Consider the following 18,829-nt stretch of genomic DNA (forward strand, 5'->3'; position numbering starts at 1 on the left):
CTCTCGTGTTTCGTGCCATTTCCAAAGAGGTCCCCTCAGGCCGGGTTTGCGGCGGCCGCTGCGCTGTGCGCTGCGAGCGTCTGCTGGGCAGCGGCAGCGACGGCGTCGTCCTTTCCGCCCGAGACCTGGACTGTGGGCACGGCGAGCTTGATGCCGTGTTCGTTGAACGCCTGATGGATCATCCTGAGGGCCCGCCGCTTCAGCGTGAACTGCTGGCCGGGAAGGGTCATCACCTTCATCCGCAGGAGCAGGCCGGAGTCGCCTAGACTGTCGATTCCCTGCATCTTCAGAGGCTCGATCGTCGTCGGTTTGAACTCCGGATCCTCGAATAGCTCCAAGCCGATCTTCTTGATGATCTTTCGGGCCTTCTCGATATCGGAATCGTAGGTGATGGTGATCGTCATCTTCTCGATCACCCAGTCGCGGCTCATGTTCTGGATCGCTCCGAGCTCGCTGAAGGGAACGATGTAGAGGGCGCCGCGGTGGTGCCTGAGCTTGACCGATCGCAGGCTGAAGGACTCGACGGTGCCCTTGTAGCTGCCGCTCTGGATATATTCGCCCACGCGGAAGGCGTCGTCGAGCAGGTAGAACATGCCGCTGATGACGTCCTTGACCACCGTCTGCGCCCCGAAGCCGATTGCGACGCCGACCACTCCTGCGCCTGCGATCAGCGGGCCGATTTCAACGCCGAGCGACGACAGGGCCATCATGATGGCGACGGCCGAAAAAAGGATCATGACGAAGTTGCGCAGGATCGGCAGCAGCGTTCTGAGACGCAGGCGCCGCCGCTCCCGTTCGCTGCCGATTTCATGGGTCGCCTCGGTGTCGCCGAGCTTGCGATCGATCAGCACTTTCACGATGTTCCAGGCAAGATCGACGATCATGAGAATGATCCCGGCACTGAGAAGGCCGCGCACCAGGCGCAGAAGCGGGGAATCCTGCGTCGTCATCTCAGTGAGCCGCACATCCAGCGCACCAGCGAGCAGAATGATGGCTCCAACGATCAGTGTCGCCCGGATGCCGCGCTCCACGATCACCGAGGCGACCGTTCCTGTCTTGTGGCCGCCCTCTTCGGCTGAGGAAGGGCGAAGGATATTGTTGACCGACGCGTTGGTCAGGGCGATGGCGCAGGGCAGCGCCGCGCAGGCCAGCGCAATCCAGAACAGCCGCATGGCGCCGACCACCCACAGCAGCCAAAGGGTGACGAAATAGACTGTCCACAGCCAGTTCCGCACCCGCAGACTGATCCGCCTCGGCGGGCCGGCTGATAGTTGCGATGGCCGCCTCCAGACGGCTTCGACACTGATGACAAGGAGCACGAGGCCGAGGGAATAGGCGGCCAGCTGCCGGACCGGGAGGGAAAAGCCGAGCGTGCCCAACAGGCGGATGGTCACCCAGCCAAAGGCAAACCAACCGACGAGATAGCTCAGGCGCTTTGCCCAATGGCGGGCCGCCTCGTTTCCAAGCGGGACGACACGAAAGCCGTTTTCTGCCTCGGCCCGGGGTGCCAGAAACACATCGAAAAGCGCGCTCGCCAGACGGAAGACGACGATCGCCAACAGGTATCCGACGACGATTTCTCTGATGATCGGTGGCCATTGGAACAGCAGGAAGAAGCCGATGCTGCCAAGGCCGAACGAAAGAACATAGCATGCCGCCCACAGAAGCCTCGCAGCCAGCGCGGTCATTCTTTCGAGAACCGTTCGATAGGGCGCGCGGGCCATCCATGACCGCCAGCCCGCGCTGATCGACCGGAACAGCCACTGCGCGGCCAATCCGGCGGCGATAAAGGCGATGATCAAGACGATCGGCCGCGTTCCGCCATTTGCCTGAATGTCGCCTTCGAGTGCACTCCTGCCCCGGGTCGCTTCCGAGGGAAAGGAATTGACGGCTCCGAGAAGGCCTGCGGCGTGCGCGCGGAAGCGTGTTGCGAATTCGGAAAATGAAGGGTCGCGGTTCGGCGTTTCCGGCGGCGGCGGCTCTGTCGCATCCTTGGCGGCTTGCGACTGCTGCTGGAGGAAGCGCTGGACGTCGGGATCCGCGAGCATGCCGATAAAGCGATGAACGCTTTCAGGCTGCGGGCTCACAGGTGCCGTACCCTGGGCCACGGCGATCGAAGCCCAAAGGAGAGCGGAAGCCAGGGCAGCCGCCATGGGAAGCGGCACAACCATGCGGATCCTGGAGAATAAAGTCATTTTCCACCCTGATCTATGAACCGGTCCCCGAACCGCAGCGGAAAGGATCAGGCCCGCAGCGTTAATCGCCGCGGCGCTCAACGCGGCACCGAGGTCAGACTATGCGAAGATGAGACGGCTTACCCGTATGATCGGGTATGTTACGGTCGGGGAGACGGCATCAGCGGGGTTGCGGGTCCGAGGTGCCCGTGGCAGTCGACGCCATTTTTTCCGGATCGGGCACTGCCAGCCCCGCCTTCCGAAGCCCTTCAATCAGCCGATCGCGATCGCCAGGCTGCATGTTACGCATCGCCAGTTCGGCGAGAATGTTCGGCAGGAAGTCAGGCCGCATGCTGACGAAAACCTCTCCCTCCCGGCGGGCCTCGTCCGTCATGCCGGCCTCGGCATAGATGATGGCGGCGACAGCATGGAACAGAGGGAACTTCTGCATATTGGCCTGTCGTATCTCCAGCACCGCGGTCTGGTTGTCGTGAAGCATGTATGCGGCCAGAGCCCGTGTTCCATGATAGAAGCCGCCACCACCCGGATTGAGGGCGATGGCTTGGTCGAGGAGGGCTGCGCCGCGCTGCCACTGGCCACCGATCGCGAGCCGCGTTCCGAACTCACCCATCAGTTCTGTGTCGTTGGGATTCGTGGCGAGCGCCAGTTCTCCGACGCGAAACGATTCAGAAAGCTGTCTGTCGAAGAACAGCACCGTCATCAGTGCTTGAAGTCCGCGGGTATTGCTCGGATCGATTTGCGTTGCGCGTCTGGCGGCATCGAGTGCGCGGTGTATGGCTGCGTTCTGGTTTGCTGTTGGATTGAACTTGTAGCGATCTTCATCGAGGTAGACGATCGACAGCATCGCCCAGGCGGTGGCGTAGTTCGGAAACCGGGCAAGCGCCGTCTCAAGGCAGTTGCGGACTTGCGCATGCGCCTCGACGCTCAGTTCCGAACGATACGCATAAAAGCGCAAGGTGCACTCATAGGCGCCCAGATCGTCCGGCGGAGGACTTGCGGCGTCGACCTGCGCCATGACCCCGTATGGCTGAGCGATCGCGGTCGCCACCTTTCTGGCGACGTCGGTCTGGATCGCAAACAGGTCTCCCGATGCAAGATCCTTGTCATAATTCTGCGACCAAAGAATCTCGCCGTCTGACGTATCGAGCAATCTGGCCGTTACACGAAGACGCTTGCCCGACGTGCGCACCCCGCCGGCAAGGAGATAGCGCGCGCCGAATTCGGCCCGGATTGCCGATGCGCCGATATCGGCGGGAAGGGACTTGGAGGTCTCGCGCCCGAAGACCTTGATTTCCTTGAACCGTGGCAGGATGGTCATCAATTCCTCGGTCAGGCCGGCAGCATAGAGCTGCGCCTCCGGGCCTTCTCCGAGATTGGCAAAGGGAGCCACCACGAGGGCCGGACGATCGGGCGACAGACTTGCAAGCCGTTCGAGCGGCGGCGCGGGCGACCATGTCCCGATCCAATAGAGCGACATGGCGACTGCGGCGAGGGCGGCAACGCTTGGCAGCGAAAGCCGGCGTGCCTGCCGCCAGCGCCCGGGCGGGGCCGGGGAGGGTATTATTTCGCGAGGTTCTTCGGTGCGCGTGTCGGCCGAGGCCGAGGACGACCAGGTGAAGGTTGGGATATAGCCACCCTTTGGAATGTCGATCCTGACCGGATCATGCTGCCCAGCGACGAGATAATAACGCTCGAGAGACCGTCGCAGCCGTCCAGCCTCGATCCTGACGACCGGATCGTCCTGGGTGAAGCCGGCATCCCTGCCGAACACTTCGATTGCAATCGAATAGGCTTTTATCCGGTTGCCCCGACCGTTCAGCGTTTCCGACACGACGTAGCGGAGAAACGCTGCGGCACGACCTACACCGGGAAATTCAGGGCTGGAAATGACACGTTCAAGTTGCGCCTGGATCTCGTCGGCCTGAGGCGCAGGTTTTGAGGGAGCCCCCGCAGACCCCTCCGCTGGTATCGACGTCTGCATCTCTGTCCCCAATCCCCCGTTGAGTCACATCAGCCAGACCGTATCTTACAGTAACATACTCCACGAACCGGTCGTCGTCCACGAAGATCGGGATCGACACATCTTGCAGTGGCAGCCTCTCAAATGCGGTCAAGGAGTGAACCATGGACAAAGGGGTGGCCGCAGTCTGTCGGCAGTTTCCAGCCAGGATCAAGACGATCGACGATCTTTCTGCCCGCAGCGAAGACTTCCGGGAAATCTGCAGAGATTTCGCCGACGCCCAATCCGCGCTGAAGAAATGGACCGTCTCAACCGATCCGAAGCGCAATGAGCGCGTTGCCGAGTACCAGGAACTGATCGCAGAACTTTCGAAGGAAATAGAGGGCGCGCTCGACCAGGTTTTGCGGCCACCATCTGTTCGCTGATGCGCGCAACGGGCCGGCGGCAAGCCGTCGGACGGCGTATGTTACGGTTATCTACTTGCGTTTCATCTTGCCGGTCATGACCATTGTGACAAACGTCCGGCGCTGAAACTCTCCGCGCTTTACGCAACGCTTCGGAAGGATATTGTCGTGGTTTCCGAGAACTTGGACGAGCCTGCCATTTCGTCGACGCCGCGCAATCCGCTGCGCAGGATCGCCCTGATCGTCGTCCTGCTGGCGCTCGCCCTGTTCGTGCTCTCCATCTTCATGGAGCGGCGGACGCCATCGACCTCGCAGGCTCAGGTTCAGGCCTATATTGTCGGCATCGCGCCCGAAGTCACCGGCCGGGTCGTGGAAGTCGGGGTTGCCGACAACTCCCGTGTCGAGGCCGATCAGGTTCTCTTTCGTATCGATCCCGAGCGCTATGAACTGGCCGTCAGCGAGGCCGAAGCAGCGCTTGCGAGCGTGGGCCAATCGATCGGGGCATCGACTGCATCAGTCGATGCGGCGCAGGCCAAGCTTGTCCAGATGCAGGCCGACAGAGACAATTTGCGCGATCAATATGCCCGGGCGACCGAACTGGTGAAACGCGGCGTTTTCTCGAAGGCTCGGTTCGATGCAGCCAAATCCGCTTATGATCAGGCGGAGGCTTCCGTTTCGGGGGCGCAGGCCGACCTTGCCAAGGCGAAAGAGCAACTCGGCCCGTCCGGCAACGACAATCCGCAACTGCGCGCTGCTCTTGCCGGACTGGAGAAGGCGCGGCTCGATCTGGTGCGCACGACCGTGCACGCGCCTTCTGCCGGTGTCGTCACCAACCTGCAGCTCACCATCGGCAAGGTGGTCTCGGCCGGCCAGCCTGCCATGACCTTCATCGACGCCGGCACCATCTGGATCAATGCGGCCTTCAAGGAGAACAGCCTGGAGAAGGTCGCCGTCGGCAACAAGGCGGACATACTTTTCGATGCGCTTCCCGGCCGGCTGTTTCCGGCGACGGTCGAGAGCGTCGGGTTTGGCGTATCGCAAGGCAGCACGGACCCGAACACCGGATTGCCGACGATCCGAAACGATAGCGGCTGGGTCCAGGAGGCGCAGCGTTTTCCCGTCCGGCTCGTCATCGAGGAGGCGCAGCGGCCCAAGGGCGGCGTGCGCTACGGCTCGCAGGCGACGGTCGTCATCTATACGGGCGACAACCCGGTGACCAATGCCTGGGGATCGCTCTGGATCCGCATCAAATCGGTGCTGACCTATGTCAATTGAAAGGAGCCCTGCGGTCGAGGCGCAGAAACGCCAGGGGTTGCGGGTGGCGCTGGCGGTCTCCGTCGGCTTCACGCTCGCGGTCCATGCTGGGGCTATCGTGCCGTTCCTCGGTCCGCTCTTTGCCGCCCAGTTCCTGCTCGGCAGCTCGCGCCCTATGCCGTTCGGTAAGACCGTCGGCGCGGCGGTGGTCATTCTGATCGCCGGGATGGCGATGATGGTTCTGACCAACGTCCTCGGCGACCGTCCGGCGCCCTTTCTTCTGATCCTGGGGCTGACCTATTTTGCGTGCTTTGCCGCACAGTCGACGGGAAAGGGAGGACCCGCGGTCTTTCTCGTACTCGTCGTTTCGATCATCGTGCCTCTGCTCGGCATCCTGAACAAGGAACTCGCCAATTCCATCCTGTCCATCCTGGTCGCCGGGGTGCTGTCGGGCACGGTTCTAATGTGGTTCGCCCATGCGGTCTTTCCCGAACCGCTCTCCGGGAATGTCGAGGCGGCACCAATCGAGCGGCGACCGCCGGCCTTGCTTCGGGCGCTAGCAAACACGGTGATCCTTCTCGGCTCCGTCGTGATCTGCCTGACGAGCGACAACCTGACTGCTGCGGCGGTCATTCCGATAACGGTGGCGTCGCTGCTCGGGCAGCTGGACATTGCCGCAAGCGCGCGAACGGCGATCGGGCTCGTGCTCGTCAACCTCTTCGGCGGCGTGCTTGCCTCCGTCGCCTATGCCGCCCTGTCGCTGCGCCCCAATCTCCTCTCGATCTTCCTCATCGTTCTCATCGTCGTCCTTCTCATTGGAGGGCGTGCTGCCGGCCGCTCGAGGAACGCTCCGGTTTTTGCCGGCGCCCTGACAATCTTCCTGATCCTCTTCGGTCTCGGGGTCTCGCCTCTGCCGGGCAGCGCTGCAGAATCCTTCGCCACCCGCATCATCTATGTCGCGGCAGCCTTGATCTACGCGCTGCTGTTTGCCGCGATCCTGTGGCCGCGGACGGGGGAAGCGAAGAGGATGCCGGCGTGAACGGCCGCTTCGCCGCAGCTCGGTGCATCAGCGGTACCAGTGACGCTTCCGCTGTCGATTCCCGTCACCGGAATGAATGTAAGCGCGATTGAATGTATGGTGCGAACAGCCGACACACCATGTCTGACCGTAAGGAGGATTTGAGATGGCTAGACCTCACGCATTGTTGCTCGCCACGGCCCTGTTCCTGCCTTTTCCAGGCCCCCCGTTTTCACCACATCTGTTTCTGACCGCCACCGCGCAGGAGCCGGTCGCTTCCGGTCCCGTCGCGGCCGAAGATGACGCGCCGGCGCCGCTCAGCGAAGACGAACTCGATATATTGGTGGCGCGAATCGCGCTTTATCCGGACGAACTCGTTGCCCTCGTCACGTCGGCATCGCTCTATCCGCTGCAGGTCGTGGAAGCGGCCCGGTTCCTCGAAACCTTGAAGAAGCAGCCCGAGCTCAAGCCGAAGACGACGTGGGACGGCAGCATCGTTTCCCTGCTGAATTATCCGCAGATCGTCACGATGATGAGCGAGGATCTGGATTGGACGCAGTCTCTCGGTGAGGCGCTCTCCTACCAGCAGAAGGACGTTCTGATCGCCATACAGCAACTGCGCGACAAAGCGGTCGCCGACGGCATCATCAAGACCGATGACAAGATCAAGGTCAGCCAGGAGAACGACAACGTCGTGATCGTCTCCGCCAGTCCCGAAAAGATCTATGTTCCGCAATACGCGCCGGAGATGCTGTATGAACCGAACTTTGTCGCCGAGCCGATCGGCTTCTATCCCGACCCCTATCCAAACTACTACTATCCAACAGCCACCTTTTTCGCAGGCGTGGTGACGGGAGCGGTGTGGGCCGCCGCCGTCGACTGGAATCGCTGGGGCGTATGGGGCGGGCGCTGGAACGGCAACGTCGATATCGACTGCAACAATTGCCTCAACAACATTAACGGCAAGGTGAACATCAACGATGTCGACTGGAAAAACGTCGACCGCAGCAAGATCGTGTTCGACGGCGCCCAGTTCAACAAGATCGATCGCAACGCCTTCCGGACCAGTATCGTGGCGAACGCCGGCAACAGGGTCGGAGCAAGAGGCAACGACCGTGCGAACACGATCCGCGACCAGCCGGGCAAAGTCAGTGTCAACGATGTCCGCAAGAGCAAGATCGATGCGGACAGGGTAAATGCTGCTCGCAACAAGGCAGGCAATACAGGAGCCGCCGTTGGAGGCGGGAAGGCAGCGCAGGCCGCACAGAACCACAGGCCCGACGCAAGAACGACGAACAGGGCAGCCGAAATTGCACAGCCTGGGGTCAACGCCAAACGCCCGGTCGCAAAGCCGAAGCCCGCGGCCAAGGTCGACAGCCGGCCGAGAAAGCCTTCGGCGCTCGGTCAGGTCGACAGCGGCAGGCGCGCTCAGATGCAGTCCAGCCGAGGCAGGCAGGCCATGGCCGGTGGCAATCGCGGTGGCGGTGGAGAAATGCGCCGCGGCGGCGGCCGTCGCCGGTGACCGGAAGAAGGAGGAACGTCATGACAAAGTCAGTCAGAAACATGCTTCTGGGTTTGGTATTCGCCCTTGCGGCTCTCGCCACCGATCCGGTTTTGATGTCTGCAGCAGAGCCATCCGATACAACCGTCATCGCGGGCTTCGCTTCGCAGAGCGATCCGCCGGTATTCGACACGCCGGAACAGGCCGTCGACGCCTTTAAAGCGGCGCTCGCAGCTGATGATTTCGACAAATTCGCGGCACTGCTCGGTATCGATGCAGCGAAAGCGAAGGCGGGCGAAGGGGTGATGGACACCTACGCACAAATCCGGGACGGCACACAGAAGAAGATCGTCGTGAATGATGTCGATGGCCGCAAGATCATCGAGATCGGCGACAAATTATGGCCTCTGCCATTTCCGATCGTGAAGGGTGGCGATGGCAAATGGAACTTCGACACCTTCGCCGGCTTCGAGGAGATCATCGAGCGCCGCGTCGGCGAGAACGAATTGCAGACCATCGAAACGATGCGGGCCTATGTCGACGCTCAAAAGGAGTATTCCTTCGCCGACCACGACGATGACGGCGTGCTGGAATATGCGCAGAAACTGATCAGCAGCGACGGCAAAACCGATGGTCTCTACTGGTCGCCCGATTTGGGCGCGGGCGATAGCCCGGCGGGCAACGCGCTCGAAGACAATGCGGCGCTTGACAAGGCGAAAGCCGGTGAGGGCTATTACGGCTACCGCTACAGGATCATCGACAGCCAAGGGCCGAACATCGCGGGCGGAGAGTTCAATTATGTGATCAACGGCAACATGATTGCAGGATTTGCCCTTATCGCCTGGCCCATCCGATATGGCGAAACCGGCGTGCACACTTTCGCAGTGAACGCGAACGGTACGGTTTATCAGGCCAATCTCGGCCGGGAGACCGAGAAAATAGCTGCCGGCATCAGGACATTCAACCCGGACGACAACTGGGAGGTGACGGCCGATTGAACACGTTCAGCGTGCTTGGAACCAAGTCCGCTCCACGTCGTTGCCGCTTCGTAGCTGACAATGACGCAAAGGAGGAAATGATGATTTCCGCAGATCAGATCCGAGAACATATGGAAGTGCGGGCTGCAGACGGCACCCATATGGGGACGGTCGATCATCTCGATGGTCCCACCCGCATCAAGCTGACGAAGGCCGACTCGGAAGACGGCAAGCACCACCTGATCCCAATCGATTGGGTCGATCACGTCGACGCGCATGTTCACCTGTCGAAGAACGCCAGGGATGTCCGCAGCCAGTGGGCCACCATCAACTGACGAGCGGTCGGCTGCGGCTTTCGCCGCAGCCTTCTCCCCGCAAGGGAGGCCACAAAGAGGGCGACGAGAGCTGGATACCAGCTTGGGGGCGGCTGATCCCAAGCAAAAGGAGGTTTCGATATGCCAGCCAAGTCCAAGGCTCAGCAGAAGGCGGCAGGCGCCGCACTCTCGGCCAAGCGCGGTGAGACGCCCAAAAAAGAATTGAAGGGCGCTTCAAAACAGATGGTCGAGTCCATGAGTGAAAAGCAGCTGGAGGAATTCGCCTCGACCAAGAGAAAGGGCAAGCCCGAGCACGTCTCCAAATAGGAAGGCTCCGGGGTATCAGGTGGTCGTTGATTGCATCGAGAACCCTGCGACATCAAGGGCGGAAAGCGCTTTCAGAATCGCCCTCGATGACGCCTCGCGGTCGTCTGCCATCCATCTCAGCTCGTACGTCACGCCTGTGCGGCCATCGCTTGTTGGCCCGTATGCAACAAAGAGGGCACGGCATCCCAAGGGGTTCAGCAGCGCCGACAAGTCCGGTACCTCGACTTCGGAGCTATTGATGACCAGCGTTGCCTTGCGTTCGCAGGTCAGCCAGGCATCCAGGCGCTTCATGGGCGACAGGACGATGTAGGCGACAATCGTCGCCGCCGTCCCGGTGACAATCTGGCCGCCGCCGAAGCAGAGGCCGACCACCGTCATGAACCACAGGGTCGCTGCCGTGGTGACGCCGGTCATCATGTCGCCGCGCCTGAGGATCGCTCCACCGCCGAGGAAGCCGACGCCCGTCAGGACGCCCAGGGGAAAGCGCAATACGTCCATCTGCGTGAAGTAGCTGAAGGTCTTTCCGTATGTCGACAGAAGGAGATTGGCCTGGATCATTGCCAGGCAGGCGGCAAGCGCCACCAGAATCGTCGTCCTGAAGCCGGCCGCGTGGCCGCCGCGCTCGCGATCGAGGCCGATAAGGCCGCCGGCGATCACTGTCAGTACGATCCGCGCGGCGATATCCCACCAGCTCGGGGTCAGCGGCATGCTATCCGTCAGGAACGAAGGCATGTTTTGCTCCAGTCCTTGTCGCAGGCATTTCGCCGTTCGCCGGGCATTCGATCCTCCTCGACGCTATGCGGCGATAAACGCTGTGCGCGGCAGGACGTTCCCGAAGTCGTGACCGGGAAAGCCGCTGCCGATGGGGGAGATTGGCGGTTCGCTCGCAGTCGGTATATTGTATGGTGTCGACGAATACAGGGCGCAGTTGCCATCGGTGATTGGCGCGCACTGCGCCGGACATGGAGTTTTGATTGGCCGTTGCCTTCACCAAGGAAGAGAGTTTCGAAACCGCGTCGGAAACCCTATTGCCCGACCGCCCGGTTTCGCCGCATCCGAATCTCGTTACGGAAGCGGGATTGAAGGCTCTCGAACTGCAGTTCCAGCAGGCGCGCGAGGCCTATGATGCGACGAACACCATTGAAGATGTGAATGAACGGCGGCGGCAGGCTGCCAATCCATTGCGTGATCTTCGCTACTTAGCGGCAAGACTTCGCACCGCCCAGTTGATGCCTTACCCAACGTCAGCCAATGTGGTTGCCTTCGGCAACACGGTGACCTTCCGCCGTGACGACGGGCGCGTGCAAACTTATCGGATCGTCGGAGAGGACGAGGCCGATCCCAAGGCCGGCTCGATCTCCTACGTCTCGCCGGTGGCGCGGCTTTTGATGGGCAAGGCTGTCGGCGATGCCGTCGAGGCGGGCGGCCAGGAGCTGGAGATCATCGCCATCGCATAGAGACGATGCTGGAGGGGCCATCGGGGAAGCGGAAATGACCGTGGTGATAAAATGGGTACTATAACGTACCTTATTTATGGAGCCTTTACTACCGGCGGCTTAGAGGTGACATTTCATCATCGAAAGTCATGTTCATGGTCAGCGCAATTTCGAATTCTGCATCCACACTTTTGAGCTCAGCCGCTTCAGCCTCGCCTTCCAGTTCGTCGGACGACCTTGCCTCTCTCGAGGCGCAGCTTGCCGAAAAGCAGTCGGCGCTGTCGCAGACGCAGGACGAGCAAGAGAAGGCGACAATCGAGAAATCGATCGAGACGCTGGAAGCGAAGATCGCCAAGATCGAAGCGACCGAGAGCGGTAAGGGCCAGGCATCAGCCTCGTCGAAGCCCGCTGCCGCAACTCCTGGAGAATTCTCCGGCGAGAGCGAGCGCATCGGCACGAAGAATTTCGATGAAACCAGCGAATTCGGCAGCCGTACGGCTTACGTGTGATCGCGACGTTTTCTCCGGCGCGATCAAAGGCCCGGAGGATCGGTTTTCGATCTGTCTTTCCCGAGATTGCGCCCTGCTACGCTGATGACTTCGCGCGTCAGGTCCGCCAGCCGATCGGCGGCAAAGCGGTTTATCTGCCAGAACAGGGGAACATCGAGGGGGGTGTCCGGCACCAGCTCCACCAGCCGCCCCGACGCCAGATGCTCGCGGGTCAGTTGAGTCGGGTTCATTCCCCATCCCATGCCTGACAGGGTTGCCTCGACGAAGCTTTGCGGCGAGGGGAGCCAATGGGTGGGATAGTCGAGATCGCGTCCGAAGGTTTGGCGGACCCACGTGCTCTGCAGCCTGTCCTTCTGGCTGAAGGTCAGAGCCGGAGCGTTGCGGATCGCCTCGGCGCTCACACCCTGCGGAAAATTACGGGCGACGAAGTCGGGCGTTGCCGTCGCATGATAGCGCAGAACGCCAAGCGCGAAACGCCGGCAGCCCCTTATCGGCTTTTCCAGGCTGGTGACGGCCGCAATCACGCGGCCGCGCTGCAGCCATTCGGCGGTGTGATCCTGATCGTCGACGGCGATATTCAACAGATAGGAGGAGTTTCTAGCGAAGGTCGACATCGCCTCCACGAACCAGGTGCCGAGACTGTCGGCATTGGTGGCAATCTGAAGCGTCACCCTCTGGCGGGGTTCGTCGGGATCAACGAGCGCCGGCAGCTGGCCGAAGAGCTCGGCTTCGAGCATGCCGACATTTTCCATATGACGGCACAACCATTCTCCCTTTTCGGTTGCCGTGCACGGCGTGCCTCGAACGACGAGCACAACGCCGAGACGCTCCTCGAGCTGCTTGACGCGCTGCGAAACTGCCGAAGGGGTGACGTTCAGCACGGTCGCTGCGCGTTCAAAGCTGCCTGTCTGGACAACAGTCGCGACGGCACGGAGGGCGGGGTAGTCAAGCATGGATTAGCGCAGCTTAATTGAGATTAGGCAGATTAACTAGCCTAATTGCCGTCGCCGCGATAGCGAAGTCTGGTCGAAGCGAAAGGCGTTTGCAGAAGCTATGAATTTTTCAATCTATTTTACCGGCCTGGTGATGGGCCTCAGCCTGATTGTCGCGATCGGCGCTCAAAACGCCTTCATTCTCCGCCAGGGCCTGCGCAACCAGCATGTCTTTGCCGTCTGCCTCGCATGCGCACTGTCAGACGCCGTGCTGATCGTGCTCGGCGTCACCAGCCTGCAGCAGATTGCCCGGGTGATGCCCTGGCTCGATCCGGTCATGCGTTACGGAGGAGCCGCGTTTCTTGCCTGGTATGGAGCAAAAAGCCTCTATTCCGCCTTGCGGTCGAACGCCGCTCTCGCGGCGGCCGAGGCCAAAACGGCAAGCTTCAGGCAGACGCTTGCGACCTGCCTTGCACTCACCTGGCTCAATCCGCATGTGTATCTCGACACGGTGGTACTGCTCGGCACAATATCGACGCGTTATCCTGGGCAGCAGGCTTCGTTTGCCGCAGGCGCGGTGACCGGTTCCTTCCTGTTCTTCTTCTCCCTCGGATATGGCGCGACATGGCTGCGGCCGATCTTCTCGAAGCCATCGTCCTGGCGGATGCTGGAAACGCTAGTCGCTGCGACCATGTGGATCATCGCCTTCAAGCTCATGGGCGGAATGTGAGCGCTGTTCGACGGAACGATCATGCGGATCGCGACATCTCGGCACCAGGGTCAGGTGGGTCAATGGGGGTGGCTAGCTTTTGACGGATGGGCGCTTCCGACCACCGTGACCTTGCGCCAAGATCCGAAAAACTTCAGCTGCGCACATTATGCGCGCGATTCCACGATCCTCAGGTGGCGGGTCGGCCGGGCGGCTACGCTCGGCAAAGGCAACTCCTCCCGCTGACAATCGGCCAGCAGGTGCGATGGGAATCGTTTCAATTCGCGCAGGGCATGTTCGTGATTTGCATCTCTGCGCCGGCGCGACTTGAATGCGGAAAGGGTCTGTAGGATATTCCAGGTGCTTGGTTGCGCCATGTCGAGCCTCCTTTGCTGCATCAGTTCCGATACACAGACTATGCGGAGCGATTGACATTCAATCAAACAAAATGATATTGGGTTATAAATCAGAAAAATTGAAAGATGCGACGATGAGCCTACCCTTTCGCCGTCCCATTCCTTTGCTTGACAACGATGTGTTGCGCACTTTCGTCGCCATCGCCGAGACGGGCAATTTTTCCACTGCCGCCGAGGCTGTCTTCCGCACGCCGTCGGCGGTTTCCATGCAGATCAAGAAGCTCGAGGAGCAACTCGGCGCGACGTTGTTTTTGCGCGACGCCCGCTCGGTGACGCTGACACGTCATGGCGAGATGCTACTCTCCTACGCCCGCAACATACTGGCGCTGTCGAACGAGGCGGTGTCGCGCTTCATCATGCCGGAGCTGACCGGCGTCGTCAGGCTCGGCGCCCCGGAGGATATCGGCGAGCGGCTGCTGCCGAGAATCCTGAAGAGCTTTGCCGAAAGCTATCCTGGCATCATGGTCGATGTGACGATCGACATGAGCGTTGGCCTCAAGAAGCGCATGGAGGAGCAGCGGCTCGACCTGGCGCTGATCAACTGCGCCACGCGGCCGTTCCCGACAGGCGGCGAGGTGGTGTTCCGCGAGCGGCTGGTTTGGGCCGGCGCCCGCTGCGGGTCGGCGCATCGCCGCGATCCCCTGCCGATCTCGATCTGGGAGGACGGCTGCATCTGGCGGCAGGAGGCTCTCGCCCAGCTCGAACGCAACAAGCGGCCTTATCGGGTCGCCTATCTCAGCGGCCACACGATGGCGCAGCGCGCCGCCGTGCTCTCCGATCTCGCCATCGCGCCGCTGCCGCTCTCCTATGTCAGCGAGGACATGGCGATCCTCGGACTTCAGGAGGGGCTGCCGGAGCTCGGCTCCTTCGATATCCGGCTGCTGACCGCCGCGCAGCTGTCAGGCCCGATCGAGACGGTAGCCGATAGCATCCGCGGCGCTTTTGCCGAAAGAGCGAAGGCGGTCGCCGCCTAAGGATGTCTTTCAGCGGTTGAACCTTTTGTTCCCTTGTGCGTTATCGGCGCGAACGGCATGACAGCCGTTCGGGGTTGATTTCAAACAAGGATATTCGAAATGACGACAACGGCCAAAATTGCCGCAGCCTTCATGGTTCTTCTTGCTCTTTCCTCCTGCGGCAACACGATCCGCGGCATAGGGAAGGACACGGCAAACACAGTGAATGCCACGCAGGATGCCGGCCGCTCGGTTGATCGCGCTGCGAAGAAGTAAGCGGTAGGTAGGTTTGCCGGGCTGATGAGGCTGGCTGACGCCTAAAGCCGGACCATTCTGTCAAACGGCCGGGACCGGGCCGGGGTCCGGACCACTTTAACGAGTGGCCGGGGGATGTGCCCTTTCTAGGCCCCCGGATCGGCCGAGCCCGGTCCGGAAGGCTTGATAGGCGGGGTGCTGGCTGGAGCGGGCCGTTTCCATCAGCCGGATTTGCAATCGGTCCGGCGCCTGGGTTCCGAGCCACAATCCGAGATTTTCGAGCTTCAGCGAGTTCAGGAAAGGCGATCCCGCGGCAAGATCGAGGTGGCGGCGCAGGCCGTCAAGCAGATTGTCGTCCTGGGCGGCATTCTCCATGAGAAGCGTCAGGTAGGATTTATCGGGCTCCGACAGCGCGGCGAGCTTCTCCGCAACGGTATCGCGGTCGGGAAAGGGAACGCTGGCTGTCATTCGAATCGTCCGGTCGTTGATCGTCTCCCGCGGTTATAAGCTCGCCTTGATCTTCTCGGCTATATCGGCCGGCACCCATTTCGACCAAAGATTCTCGTAATTGCGCAGGAAGTGGATCGCGGCATCCTCGTTGCTTTCGCGGTTTTCGTCCTGCCAGGCGAGCACTTGGTTGATCGTCGCGTTGTCCCATTTGCGAGCCTTGAGATAGGCCGTGACAGGCCCGGAGCGGGTGGCGAAGGATCTGGTCATAAGCGTGAAAGCGCGCGAGACCGGGTAGGAATTGAGCTGCGGCCTGGTGCAGCCGGCAACGGCGGTGCAGCCGTCCCATTCGCTTTTGTTATGGCCGACGCCGAAGCTCAGACGCGTCATGTCGTATTTGCCGAGGATGGCGGTCGGCGCCCAGCAATAGCCGAGCCAGCCGACCTTGTTCTCGAAGGCGCGGGCGATCGACGCGTCGAGCCGTTCCGGACTGCCGGTCTCGACGAGCTCGAAGCCCTTCTTGTCCGCGGCAAGCGCCCTGAAAAGGTTGGTGGTCGATATGTGGCAGCTCCAGTCGGCCGGGCAATTGTAGATTGCACCCTTGGATGTATCGTCTTCGGCCGGAAAAAGCTCAGGATGTCTTAGCGCGTCCTCGACAGAGCGGATGTCGGGATTGGCGTCGGCAATGAATTTCGGGATGAACCAGCCCTCGACGGCGCCGTCGGCGAGGATCTCGGCGCCTTGCACCAGCCGGCCGGTTTTGACGGCCTGATCGAGCAAGGCCCTGACGGAATTGATCCAGTATTCCGAGGCGATGTCGGGCGTGCCTTTTTCATTCATCGAGGCGAAGGTCGGCAATGTGTCGCCGGCGACGATGGTGACGGAGCAGCCATAGCCCCTTTCCAGAATGATCTTATCGAAATTTGCCGCAATGCCGGCCGAGGCCCATTTCATCTCGGCGATGGACACCTGGCCGCAATCTTCGGCGGCAGCCGGCGCAGCAATGGAAAAAGCCGCGGTAAAGACGGCCGATATCAGAAGCGTCTTCATCGTCATTCCCCGAATTTACTTTGCTGGGACGCGCCGCTGGGTCCCAAAAAAATTATCTGCAAAGCTTTGGTGCGCCCGAAAGGGAGGATGCCTGCCGGCGATGCCGCAACAGGCCATCCTGTTCACGGACGCCGTTCATCCTTGCGGCTTCGGCGGCGGATCGCAGGTCATGTTCAACAATGGCGCATTTTGATCAAGCCTACGCGTTCGCCCGCAGAAATCAACCGCATTTTGCTCATGGTTGCGAGACTAAATGATTGAATTCGAAGAATTTATGTCAAATGGGCCGAAAATGGCGCCGCCGATGGACTCGCGACCGCAGATGGGTTTTCAGAAGAAAATTCGCCGGCACTGCTGAAAAAAGTCAAAATTAACATTTGCGTAAGTCTTCAATAACTCTCCGGTAAGAATGTGCCGCTATCAGTGAGGTCGTAGCGGCAACGACCGCTGCTTCTCCGGTTCAGGTAGTGCGTACCGGAGAAAGCGAGCTTCGCCGTGTAGGGGCGAAGACGCCTGAGTTTTCGGCAAGCCGCGCAGAGCCAAGGCCATGCGCGGTTTTCGCGTTTTGCCTGGGCAGATCACGCCTTGACCCAGGATCGGCCGCCATTGTAGGCCTCGCCGCAACGAAAGGCGATGGCCATGGCAAGAGCGATCATGCTGCAGGGAACCGGCTCGGATGTCGGAAAGACGGTGCTGGTCGCGGGTCTCTGTCGGCTGGCGGCCAATCGCGGACTGGCGGTCCGGCCGTTCAAGCCTCAGAACATGTCGAACAATGCGGCGGTTGCCGACGACGGCGGCGAGATCGGCCGAGCGCAATGGCTGCAGTCATTGGCCGCCCGCACGCCGTCCTCGGTGCATATGAATCCGGTGCTGCTCAAGCCGCAATCGGAAAACGGCAGCCAGATCATCGTGCAGGGCAGCGTGTTCGGACAGGCGAAGGGGCGGGATTATCAGCGGTTGAAGCCGCGCCTGCTCGGCGCCGTGCTCGAGAGCTTCGAAACAGTGGCTGCCGGAGCCGACCTCGTCGTCATCGAGGGCGCCGGCTCGCCGGCCGAAATCAATCTCAGAGCCGGCGATATCGCCAATATGGGCTTTGCGACCAAGGCGGGCGTGCCCGTCGTGCTCGTCGGCGATATCGACCGCGGTGGCGTCATCGCCTCGCTGGTCGGCACGCACGCGATTCTCGATGGCCGCGATCGAGCGATGATCGCCGGCTATATCATCAACAAGTTTCGCGGCGACGTCTCGTTGTTTACCGATGGCATCCACGCCATCCGGGGCTTCACCGGCTGGCCCTGCTTCGGCATCGTGCCGTGGCTGCCGGATGCCGCGCGCCTGCCGGCCGAAGATTCGGTCGTGCTCGAACGGCTGGTGAGGAGCGGGACGGGCGCGCTGAAAATCGCCGTGCCGATGCTGCCGCGCATTGCCAATTTCGACGATCTCGATCCGTTGAGAGCGGAGCCGGATGTCGAACTGGTCTTCGTGCGATCAGGCGAGCGGCTACCTGTCGATGCGAGCCTGATCATTCTTCCCGGCTCGAAATCGACGATTTCGGATCTCGCCGATCTCAGGGTTCAAGGCTGGGACCGCGATCTTGCGGCGCATGTCCGGCGCGGTGGCCGGGTGATCGGCATTTGCGGCGGTTACCAGATGCTCGGTCGCACGGTACGCGATCCGCTCGGCATCGAAGGCGGGACGAGCGAGGCGGCGGGGCTTGCGCTGCTCGACGTCGAGACCGAGATGGCGCCTGAGAAGACGGTGCGCAACAGCCAGGCCCGTTCGACCGAATACGACGTACCGCTCGCCGGCTACCAGATCCATCTCGGCGTCACCCGCGGCCCGGATTGCGTTCGGCCCTCGGCGATCGTCGACGGCGCGCCCGATGGAGCGCTGTCGACCGACGGGCGGATCATGGGCACCTATCTGCATGGGCTCTTCGGCAGCGACGCCTATCGCGCCCGGCTGCTTCAGAGCTTCGGCCTATCCGGCGAGCGGCGGAATTACCGTGACAGCGTCGAGCAGGCGCTCGACGAGATCGCCTTGGCATTGGAGCGTCACCTCGATCCGCACTGGCTGGCGGGGCTGCTCGGTTAGCCGCAGCGGTGCGGCCGAATTGCGCATCACTTTCACTCGACCGGGAGTAGCATCGCGACATCAAGCAGGCTAATGAAT

The 18,829-nt window shown here is 61.3% G+C and carries 20 protein-coding genes; 13 read left to right on the forward strand and 7 right to left on the reverse strand.

What is annotated here, in order from left to right; translation table 11 throughout:
• Window positions 1-35: 35 nt before the first annotated feature.
• Window positions 36-2,195 (reverse strand): mechanosensitive ion channel family protein, encoded by a 2,160-nt coding sequence (locus tag C4N04_RS18580; protein ID WP_106796700.1) that lies wholly within the window; start codon window positions 2,193-2,195, stop codon window positions 36-38.
• Between the two features lie 160 nt (window positions 2,196-2,355).
• On the reverse strand, window positions 2,356-4,176 hold the full coding sequence (locus C4N04_RS18585; RefSeq protein WP_077989340.1) for an adenylate cyclase: 1,821 nt from the start codon (window positions 4,174-4,176) through the stop codon (window positions 2,356-2,358).
• A 143-nt stretch (window positions 4,177-4,319) separates the two neighbouring features.
• Between C4N04_RS18585 and C4N04_RS18595 the strand changes: the two genes are divergently transcribed.
• From C4N04_RS18595 to C4N04_RS18625, 7 genes are all read left to right on the forward strand, one after another.
• Window positions 4,320-4,580 carry a hypothetical protein gene (locus C4N04_RS18595; protein WP_010033769.1) on the forward strand — a complete coding sequence of 87 codons (261 nt, stop codon included), beginning with the start codon at window positions 4,320-4,322 and terminating at the stop codon, window positions 4,578-4,580.
• Window positions 4,581-4,727: 147 nt separating this feature from the next.
• Window positions 4,728-5,834: an HlyD family secretion protein gene (locus C4N04_RS18600; RefSeq protein WP_077989338.1), complete on the forward strand. Its 1,107-nt coding sequence runs from the start codon at window positions 4,728-4,730 to the stop codon at window positions 5,832-5,834.
• Window positions 5,824-6,852 (forward strand): DUF2955 domain-containing protein, encoded by a 1,029-nt coding sequence (locus tag C4N04_RS18605; protein ID WP_077989337.1) that lies wholly within the window; start codon window positions 5,824-5,826, stop codon window positions 6,850-6,852. Before C4N04_RS18600 ends, C4N04_RS18605 begins: the two co-directional genes overlap by 11 nt.
• 145 nt (window positions 6,853-6,997) lie before the next feature.
• Window positions 6,998-8,353: a DUF3300 domain-containing protein gene (locus tag C4N04_RS18610; RefSeq protein ID WP_106796701.1), complete on the forward strand. Its 1,356-nt coding sequence runs from the start codon at window positions 6,998-7,000 to the stop codon at window positions 8,351-8,353.
• Between the two features lie 20 nt (window positions 8,354-8,373).
• Window positions 8,374-9,330: a DUF2950 domain-containing protein gene (locus tag C4N04_RS18615; RefSeq protein ID WP_077989335.1), complete on the forward strand. Its 957-nt coding sequence runs from the start codon at window positions 8,374-8,376 to the stop codon at window positions 9,328-9,330.
• A gap of 80 nt (window positions 9,331-9,410) precedes the next feature.
• Window positions 9,411-9,644: a DUF2171 domain-containing protein gene (locus C4N04_RS18620; RefSeq protein ID WP_038689522.1), complete on the forward strand. Its 234-nt coding sequence runs from the start codon at window positions 9,411-9,413 to the stop codon at window positions 9,642-9,644.
• A gap of 120 nt (window positions 9,645-9,764) precedes the next feature.
• Window positions 9,765-9,950: a DUF3008 family protein gene (locus tag C4N04_RS18625; RefSeq protein ID WP_038689520.1), complete on the forward strand. Its 186-nt coding sequence runs from the start codon at window positions 9,765-9,767 to the stop codon at window positions 9,948-9,950.
• Between the two features lie 15 nt (window positions 9,951-9,965).
• Here the strand turns inward: C4N04_RS18625 and C4N04_RS18630 are convergent, their stop codons facing one another.
• The gene (locus C4N04_RS18630) at window positions 9,966-10,682 is read right to left on the reverse strand and encodes an MgtC/SapB family protein (RefSeq protein WP_077989334.1); all 717 of its coding nucleotides are present in this window, start codon (window positions 10,680-10,682) and stop codon (window positions 9,966-9,968) included.
• 242 nt (window positions 10,683-10,924) lie between these two features.
• Here C4N04_RS18630 and greA point away from each other — a divergent pair, with 242 nt between their 5' ends.
• Entirely contained in the window at window positions 10,925-11,407 is a 483-nt protein-coding gene (gene greA / locus C4N04_RS18635) for a transcription elongation factor GreA (RefSeq protein WP_106796702.1), read from the forward strand.
• Window positions 11,408-11,535: 128 nt separating this feature from the next.
• Window positions 11,536-11,895, forward strand: a complete 360-nt coding sequence (locus tag C4N04_RS18640) for a hypothetical protein (protein ID WP_039620281.1) — start codon at window positions 11,536-11,538, stop codon at window positions 11,893-11,895.
• A 23-nt stretch (window positions 11,896-11,918) separates the two neighbouring features.
• On the opposite strand, the gene C4N04_RS18645 is transcribed toward C4N04_RS18640, so the two are convergent.
• Window positions 11,919-12,848 (reverse strand): LysR family transcriptional regulator ArgP, encoded by a 930-nt coding sequence (locus tag C4N04_RS18645; protein ID WP_096772186.1) that lies wholly within the window; start codon window positions 12,846-12,848, stop codon window positions 11,919-11,921.
• Window positions 12,849-12,948: 100 nt separating this feature from the next.
• Here C4N04_RS18645 and C4N04_RS18650 point away from each other — a divergent pair, with 100 nt between their 5' ends.
• Entirely contained in the window at window positions 12,949-13,557 is a 609-nt protein-coding gene (locus tag C4N04_RS18650; protein WP_039620276.1) for a LysE/ArgO family amino acid transporter, read from the forward strand.
• A gap of 146 nt (window positions 13,558-13,703) precedes the next feature.
• Here C4N04_RS18650 and C4N04_RS32200 read toward each other — a convergent pair whose 3' ends face one another.
• Window positions 13,704-13,913: a hypothetical protein gene (locus C4N04_RS32200; protein WP_077989431.1), complete on the reverse strand. Its 210-nt coding sequence runs from the start codon at window positions 13,911-13,913 to the stop codon at window positions 13,704-13,706.
• Between the two features lie 71 nt (window positions 13,914-13,984).
• On the opposite strand from C4N04_RS32200, the gene C4N04_RS18660 reads away from it, so the two are divergent.
• Entirely contained in the window at window positions 13,985-14,926 is a 942-nt protein-coding gene (locus tag C4N04_RS18660) for a LysR family transcriptional regulator (RefSeq protein WP_170961533.1), read from the forward strand.
• 99 nt (window positions 14,927-15,025) lie between these two features.
• Window positions 15,026-15,181 (forward strand): hypothetical protein, encoded by a 156-nt coding sequence (locus C4N04_RS18665; RefSeq protein WP_003560194.1) that lies wholly within the window; start codon window positions 15,026-15,028, stop codon window positions 15,179-15,181.
• A 96-nt stretch (window positions 15,182-15,277) separates the two neighbouring features.
• Here C4N04_RS18665 and C4N04_RS18670 read toward each other — a convergent pair whose 3' ends face one another.
• On the reverse strand, window positions 15,278-15,628 hold the full coding sequence (locus C4N04_RS18670; protein WP_009994696.1) for a hypothetical protein: 351 nt from the start codon (window positions 15,626-15,628) through the stop codon (window positions 15,278-15,280).
• A gap of 33 nt (window positions 15,629-15,661) precedes the next feature.
• Window positions 15,662-16,663 (reverse strand): glycine betaine ABC transporter substrate-binding protein, encoded by a 1,002-nt coding sequence (locus C4N04_RS18675; protein WP_199852481.1) that lies wholly within the window; start codon window positions 16,661-16,663, stop codon window positions 15,662-15,664.
• A 633-nt stretch (window positions 16,664-17,296) separates the two neighbouring features.
• Between C4N04_RS18675 and C4N04_RS18680 the strand changes: the two genes are divergently transcribed.
• Window positions 17,297-18,751 carry a cobyric acid synthase gene (locus C4N04_RS18680; RefSeq protein WP_106796740.1) on the forward strand — a complete coding sequence of 485 codons (1,455 nt, stop codon included), beginning with the start codon at window positions 17,297-17,299 and terminating at the stop codon, window positions 18,749-18,751.
• Window positions 18,752-18,829 lie beyond the last annotated feature (78 nt).

The sequence above is a fragment of the Rhizobium sp. H4 genome, assembly GCF_003013335.1.
Classification (GTDB): Bacteria; Pseudomonadota; Alphaproteobacteria; order Rhizobiales; family Rhizobiaceae; genus Rhizobium; species Rhizobium sophoriradicis.

Bases quoted from the DNA above. Each gene is read 5' to 3' on its own strand.
- C4N04_RS18580 (WP_106796700.1), bottom strand. From the start codon at position 2,195: ATGACTTTATTCTCCAGGATCCGCATGGTTGTGCCGCTTCCCATGGCG.
- C4N04_RS18640 (WP_039620281.1), top strand. From the start codon at position 11,536: ATGTTCATGGTCAGCGCAATTTCGAATTCTGCATCCACACTTTTGAGC.
- C4N04_RS18660 (WP_170961533.1), top strand. From the start codon at position 13,985: ATGATATTGGGTTATAAATCAGAAAAATTGAAAGATGCGACGATGAGC.
- C4N04_RS18620 (WP_038689522.1), top strand. From the start codon at position 9,411: ATGATTTCCGCAGATCAGATCCGAGAACATATGGAAGTGCGGGCTGCA.
- C4N04_RS18615 (WP_077989335.1), top strand. From the start codon at position 8,374: ATGACAAAGTCAGTCAGAAACATGCTTCTGGGTTTGGTATTCGCCCTT.
- C4N04_RS18680 (WP_106796740.1), top strand. From the start codon at position 17,297: ATGGCAAGAGCGATCATGCTGCAGGGAACCGGCTCGGATGTCGGAAAG.
- C4N04_RS18665 (WP_003560194.1), top strand. From the start codon at position 15,026: ATGACGACAACGGCCAAAATTGCCGCAGCCTTCATGGTTCTTCTTGCT.
- C4N04_RS18625 (WP_038689520.1), top strand. From the start codon at position 9,765: ATGCCAGCCAAGTCCAAGGCTCAGCAGAAGGCGGCAGGCGCCGCACTC.
- C4N04_RS18585 (WP_077989340.1), bottom strand. From the start codon at position 4,176: ATGCAGACGTCGATACCAGCGGAGGGGTCTGCGGGGGCTCCCTCAAAA.
- C4N04_RS18595 (WP_010033769.1), top strand. From the start codon at position 4,320: ATGGACAAAGGGGTGGCCGCAGTCTGTCGGCAGTTTCCAGCCAGGATC.
- C4N04_RS18645 (WP_096772186.1), bottom strand. From the start codon at position 12,848: ATGCTTGACTACCCCGCCCTCCGTGCCGTCGCGACTGTTGTCCAGACA.
- C4N04_RS32200 (WP_077989431.1), bottom strand. From the start codon at position 13,913: ATGGCGCAACCAAGCACCTGGAATATCCTACAGACCCTTTCCGCATTC.
- C4N04_RS18610 (WP_106796701.1), top strand. From the start codon at position 6,998: ATGGCTAGACCTCACGCATTGTTGCTCGCCACGGCCCTGTTCCTGCCT.
- C4N04_RS18605 (WP_077989337.1), top strand. From the start codon at position 5,824: ATGTCAATTGAAAGGAGCCCTGCGGTCGAGGCGCAGAAACGCCAGGGG.
- C4N04_RS18630 (WP_077989334.1), bottom strand. From the start codon at position 10,682: ATGCCTTCGTTCCTGACGGATAGCATGCCGCTGACCCCGAGCTGGTGG.
- C4N04_RS18675 (WP_199852481.1), bottom strand. From the start codon at position 16,663: ATGACGATGAAGACGCTTCTGATATCGGCCGTCTTTACCGCGGCTTTT.
- C4N04_RS18670 (WP_009994696.1), bottom strand. From the start codon at position 15,628: ATGACAGCCAGCGTTCCCTTTCCCGACCGCGATACCGTTGCGGAGAAG.
- C4N04_RS18650 (WP_039620276.1), top strand. From the start codon at position 12,949: ATGAATTTTTCAATCTATTTTACCGGCCTGGTGATGGGCCTCAGCCTG.